5 protein-coding genes are annotated in these 6418 nt (G+C 51.7%); all 5 read right to left on the bottom strand.

Annotation, left to right across the window (positions count from 1 at the left end; genetic code table 11):
- The coding region (locus tag A6395_RS12275) for a hypothetical protein (RefSeq protein ID WP_071399234.1) at positions 1 to 406 on the bottom strand (406 nt) is incomplete at its 3' end.
- Between the two features lie 135 nt (positions 407 to 541).
- Positions 542 to 3610, bottom strand: coding sequence for an efflux RND transporter permease subunit (locus A6395_RS12270; protein WP_071399233.1), 3069 nt, complete (start codon positions 3608 to 3610; stop codon positions 542 to 544).
- Positions 3611 to 3697: 87 nt separating this feature from the next.
- On the bottom strand, positions 3698 to 4168 hold the full coding sequence (locus A6395_RS12265; RefSeq protein ID WP_071399232.1) for a competence protein ComK: 471 nt from the start codon (positions 4166 to 4168) through the stop codon (positions 3698 to 3700).
- Between the two features lie 121 nt (positions 4169 to 4289).
- Entirely contained in the window at positions 4290 to 5636 is a 1347-nt protein-coding gene (locus A6395_RS12260; protein WP_233589622.1) for a sensor histidine kinase, read from the bottom strand.
- Between the two features lie 29 nt (positions 5637 to 5665).
- The gene (locus A6395_RS12255; protein WP_071399230.1) at positions 5666 to 6328 is read right to left on the bottom strand and encodes a response regulator transcription factor; all 663 of its coding nucleotides are present in this window, start codon (positions 6326 to 6328) and stop codon (positions 5666 to 5668) included.
- Positions 6329 to 6418: the final 90 nt, after the last annotated feature.

Here is a 6418-nt window from a genome sequence, read left to right as displayed (position 1 = left end):
GTTTCTTGTTTCGTTTTTTCTTGCGAAGCGCGTAAATCACTCCGGCGATTCCTCCGGCGACGGCGATCCCAGCCATCGCAGGCACGAGGATTTTCTTCGTCGGAATCATCTTTTTGACACGTTCGTACGGTGTCGGAACCGACAATTCAAGTTGAACGGCCGTCTCACCGTGACCGTTCGCCCGTGCTTTACGGGCCGCGTCCGTCACGACGACGCGTCCTGTCGTATAGCGGCGGTTTCCATATTCATCCGTGTAAGGCCGGCGAACCCGCTTGACGTCTGTCACTCGCTTCCCACGTGCGGCATCCGGTCGGACGACACGTTCGCTCGTATATGTACGAGCCCCGGTCGCACTATAGGCCGGACGGATCTTACGACGATTTAACCAAGTGTATGAATCGTTCATCTATATTCCCTCCAATATGCTGAAGTATCTCTTCATATTATACCCATACAACATCTGACGAAAACATCAGTCTTGACGAGACAAACAAACAGGCGCCCGGTCCTAATTTGGACCGGGCGCCGATTCGCTTGCTGATCAATCCGTGAACGGTTTATCCCGATGGCGACGTTTCGCCAAGATCAAGTAATAAGCCGGAACAAGGACGAGTGTCAGTACGGTCGAGAACAGAATTCCCGACACGATACAGATGGCGAGCGGTTTGAAGAGCGGGTCTTCACCGAACGCGACCGGTAGTAACGCGACGACCGCCGTCAAGGCCGTCAGGAGAATCGGACGGATACGAGCACGTCCTGCCTCGTATACCGCTGTCGTGACGGACATTCCACTGCGAATTCCTTGCTCGATGAATTCGAACAAGACGACCGCGTTCCGGACGACGATTCCGGCGAGTGAGACCATCCCCATCGATGCCATGAAGCTAAACGGCGTCTGCGTGATGAACAGCCCGACGACCGCACCGGCAATCGCCAAGTAAATCGTGAACAAGACGAGAAGCGGCAATGAGAGTGAATTGAACTGGAATGCGATGATCAAGAAAATCAAGAACAAGACGACGATGAACAACGTCGCGAGTTCAACGAAGAACTCGTTTTGTGTATCGCTCGCTCCTGACTGTTCGAACGAGATGCCATCGCTCGTCAAGTCTGATTTTGCGTCATCAAGGATCTGTTCAACGTCTTGTTTGAACGCATCTTCGTCCATCCCTTCAGTCGCATAGATTTGAAGCGTGACGATCCGCTCCCCGTTCTCACGCGGAATCTGTTGGATCTGTTCAGTCGTCGTTTCGGTGACGAACGTACTGAGCGGTGCGACCGGCGGACCGGCTTCCGTGTCGACCGGGACGAGAATCTCGTCAAGGGCGAGCGCCTCGCGGTTTGCGGCCGCATCGACGACGATTTTCACCTCACGTTGTTCGACACCATCGTCGAACGTACCGATCGGGATGCCGTCTGTGACTAACCGGATTTGATCGCTAATTGCTTTCGCGGTCACTCCAGAAGCAGCCATCGCTTCTCGGTTCAATTCGTACGTGAGTGTCTGGAACGGTTCTTTAATGTTGTCGAGCACGAGCGCACCATCGATGTCTTCGAGGTCAGCCTTGACCGTATCCCGTGCCTCGACAAGTTCTTCGATCGTTTCACCGCGCATTGTGAACTCTACCGGGGCAGACGTCGGTGGTCCCTGCTGCTGCGTATCTAAGAAGATTTCAGCGTCGGGATAGTTTTCGCGTATTTGCGACGTGTACTCATCAATCAACTGAATCGCATCGATTTGTTCGTTGTCGACTCGGACGACGACTTGTCCTGCATTGTCACCTGACTGGTCGAGTCCACCGGTGAACAAGCTCGGAAGCCCGCCGCCAGCGAAAATGGCGGTTTCGGTAACACCGTCAATCTGTTGAAATTCGGCTTCAATCTGTTGGAGGCGACGTTCTGTCTCTTCTAAGTCGGTTTGGACCGGGAACGTGACGCTCGTCACGACTTCTGGTCGGTTTGCAGCCGGGAAGAACTCGAACGGTGTCAACAAAATCAGCCCGTATAGTGCTGTCGTGATGACAAACCCGACCACTCCGAACGTCCACGGCCGTTTAGCGACGAACGGGAGCAACCGATCCGCATAAAAATTACTGAGACGGTTGAGCGGTCCGCCGAGCCAGCCTGGCTCCCGCTTCGACACTTTCACTTTCTTCCGGTTCAACCAATACTGTGCGATCGGCACGAGTGTCAAACTGATGACCATCGATGCGAGCACCGACAACGCGAGCACTGTCGGTAACGCTCGGATAAAGTTCCCGTTCGCGCCTGACAAGAGTGTCAGCGGTAAGAACGCGAAGACGACGGCGAGCGTCGACGTGACGATCGATCCCCATACCTCTTTCGTTCCGCGAACGGCACCGACCATGGCTGTATCGCCTTTCCGGTAGCGACGCAAAATGTTGTCGTTGACGACGATCGCGTCATCGACGAGAATACCGAGCGCGATGATTGCCCCGATGATCGAGATTTGGTTCAAATCGACTCCCGTGAAGCGTAGTGGGATGAGTGCGATCAAGAATGACAATGGAATCGCCAAGCTGACGATGAGTGACCCTGTGAACGTCAACCCGATCGTCGTGACGACGATAACTGCGATCATGGCGATGATGAATTCTTTCGTAAGTGACGAGAAGATTGCATCGACCGCTTTCGCTTGATCGTAATAAGTGACGAGTTCGACCCCGTCTAGGTCTCCCACTTCAGAAGCGACGACTTCGTCGACGCGTTGTTGCAACGTCGGGATGTCTTGACCTGACTCGATTGATACTGTGAGCGAGATTGCCGGTTCGCCGTCGAGTGAGACGAGGTCGGTGACTGCTTTCGTCGTCTCTTCGACCGTACCGACATCGGCAAGGCGGACCGGTTCACCGTCGACAGACCCGACGATGACTTGATTCATGTCGTTGACGTTCGTCAAGTTATCGATCGCCAATTGATAAATACCGTCGTCCGTCGATTGACGGCCGAGCGGTGTCGTCTTATATTCTTCGTTGATTGCCGTCAAGACGTCTGGGAATGCGAGTTGGCGTTCCCCAAGCGCTTCGGAATCCAGCGAGACGACAAATTCTGTTTCCGGGAGCCCTTTGATCGTGAACCCGGTCACACCATCTGTTCGTAACAAACGGTCTTCTAGCCGTTCGACTTGTTCTCGAACCGCTTCAAGTGACTCGCGATCGCTCGACGTCAACAAATAGGAAGCGACCGGAAGCTGACCGATCGAATCGTTGACCGTCGGTGCTAAGGCGTTGTCAGGTAACCGAGGCGCCGCGTCTGAGATCGCCTGTCTCACGTTCGCTTGCAGTTCGCCTTGATCAAATCCGTCTTCATACTCGACGGTGATATTCGAGAACTCCGACGCCGACAGCGACGATACGTTCTCAACCCCTTCAAGCCCTCTTAGCTCGGTTTCAAGGATGTTTGTGACGTTCCGTTCGACCGTTTCAGCGGTCGCCCCTGGATATGGGGTCTGAATGAGAATGATATTGACGCTAGTCTCTGGGATTTCACGTTTCGGGAGCTGGAAAAACGTGAGTACCCCGACGACGATTGCAACGAGTAAAAATACAATAATCAATTTTCCTCGCTCAATCATTTTCTGAAAAAACATATTGACCCCTCGCTTTCGGATGGTGTGCAAATACACATATGAACTATTCTTCTTCATCATAGAGGGGTTTGAATCAGTTTTCAATCCTTAAACGTGATGCAATGTGCTACTATGGAAACGTTTTTGGAACGCATAAGATAATTCAATCGACCGCTGCTTCTGCCGTTGGACCGTATGATCGGAGACAGAGACTTGAATCGATTCCCCGGTCAGAAATTGAATCCGGGTCCCGTTACCAAACTTTTTGATGCCCGTGACATGTTGAAAATTGATCCACGCACAATCAGGACTCTCTTTGGCGATCGTCGGGAAAAAGACGGCATCGGCATGCCAATCCATGACGACAGGGGTTTTTCGATGAGGACCAAGCACGTGACGGGCCGCTTCGATTCGCCCTTGAATACTTGATCCATAATAGAGACAAGCCGATTCGAGCAAGTGAATCGGAGAGCCTTTTAGACGGTGAACGCCATCGGGCTGATAGACGAGTGTCTCGGCCTCACCGTACTCATTAAATACCGGAACCAACGCTCTTGTATCATTCGTCAACTGTGTCATCTGTTCTTCCTCCAAAACGTATGATATGACTTACACGTTATTCATAACAAGTTCCTTAAACGTGTGCAAACGGCTCGTCGACATTTCCCACTAAAAAAACCAGCCGTTCGCAGGCTGGTTTTTAAAATCTGTCATCTGTTTTTAATTTTTGTGTGTCTTTCAGGTGTGGGAAGTGGAATTGGACAGCAACTCCATCGTTCGTATTACCCAAGGTAACGGTTCCGCCATGGAGGGTCACGATGCGCTGGACGATAAATAAGCCGAGACCGAACTTGCCTTGTTTCCCACGGGAAAATTGATGGAACAGGTCAAGGTTCTCATCGACCGACGGGCCGTCATTTTTAATGACGATGTCGATTCCTGCATCCGTTCGTTCGAGCTCGACCTGAATCGTCGACTCGGCGTAACGAATCGCATTGTCGAGCACGTTTTCGAGCGCGACCCGAACCTGTTCCCCGTCACCGAGCATCTCGCCTGCGTGGCCGGTCAACGTCCACTCGAGATTGCCTCGGAGTTTGAAGCGGTCGATGAGCAGTTCGACCAACTTATCGAGGTTGATCGGATCGAGCTTCATCTCTTGACCTTTAAAATACTCCAACTTGGTGACGTATAACAAGTCGACCACTTTTTTCTCGAGACGCGATGCTTCTTCATCAATGACTTCGGCCGACCCTTTCAAGTCTCCGGTCGGATAGATGCCGTCCCCGATTGACTGGGCATAGCCGCGAATGACCATGATCGGCGTCTTCAAATCGTGAGAGATGTTTTGTAAGAGCGCCTGTTGCGCCAAATCTTGCTCTTGCAGTTCTTGGCGCATCGCGTCGATTGACCGCGCCAATTGTCCGAGCTCGTCTTCCCTGGCGAGTGGTAACACCGTCTCCCATTGGCGGTTCGAAATTTTCTCAACGGCCCGTTCCATCTCGACGATCGGCTTCGTCAACTCTCTCGACATCCAAAGGGCCGGGATGAGTGACAGGAGGCTGATGACACCAATTAAAATCGAGATACGCCAGAACAATGTCGAGACGAGCTCACGGCGATAAGCGTCCCAGGCGTATGACGCCTGGTAGATGAGGGCACCGTCATATTCGTTTTGACGAATCGTATAGTAGACGTCTTCCCCATCGATCGTCGTCTGATATTTGGCGACCTCGCTCGTCTGTTCGAGCGCCTCTTGATACATCCGATTCGTCAGCTCGAGCGGGGCCGAGCCGTAAATGATGCGTCCGTTCGGCAAAAAGATAAGCTGATTGACCGAACGTGATTCTTGCTGACGCCGATCGTACTCGATCGGGTTGCTCGGAATATTTTCGAGCTCGTTCGTATTTCCGAGGTAATAATCGACATCTTGAAGCGTCTCATACACTTGTTCATCGATGAACTGCGTGATCGAGGAGCGGACCGTCAACAAGATCATCAACGCCAAGGTGACGATGATGAGCAAAATCAATACCCAGATTTTCCACATGAGCCGTTTTGGCTTAAGTTCGTGAAGTCTCATGGCTTAACGAGTCGATAACCGATCCCATACAGCGTCTCAAGTTCGAGTCGGTGCAACTTCTTCCGTAAGCGTCGGACCAAGTCATCGACGACACGGTCTGAGCCGAAATAGTCGCGACCCCAAACACCTTCTAATATTTGCTCACGCGACAGCGCCGAGCCCGGATGTTCGAGGAAGAGCAACAACAAATCGAACTCTTTGGACGTCAAATCGATATCATCCGCAGCATGCTTGATCAGTCGTTTGTCCGGATAAATCGTGTATTCCCCATACTCGATATGTTCGTTCGATTTCGACCCGTACACCCGATCGATCAATTTTTTGACCCGGATGACGAGCTCGCGCGGTAAGAACGGTTTCGCGATGTAGTCATCCGAACCCATCTCCAGTCCGATGATTTTATCGATATCCTCATCACGGGCCGAAATGAAGATCGTCGGTGTATTGGCGTTCGTCGCCTTGATTTGCTTCAACAACTGAAAGCCATCGAGGTCCGGCAGCATAATATCGAGCACCCATAAGTCAGGTTCGTCTTGAATCGCGGCTTGCGCTGATACACCATCTGTGAACGAACGGACATGGTAGCCTTCTTGCTCTAAATACGTGACGAGCATTTTGTTTAAATTGACCTCATCATCGACTAAATAGATTGTGTACATTTTAGTCACCTCTGCAGCATTTTTTAACATCATATCAAACAATTGTCGACGAATGATGGGAAATCACTCGTTTTGAACCGTCTGGATGTA

Origin of the sequence: Exiguobacterium sp. SH31 (genome assembly GCF_001816105.1) — a bacterium.
Classification (GTDB): Bacteria; Bacillota; Bacilli; order Exiguobacteriales; family Exiguobacteriaceae; genus Exiguobacterium; species Exiguobacterium aurantiacum_A.
Note: the sequence above shows the minus strand (reverse complement) of the source record. Positions and strands in the feature narration are given on the sequence as shown.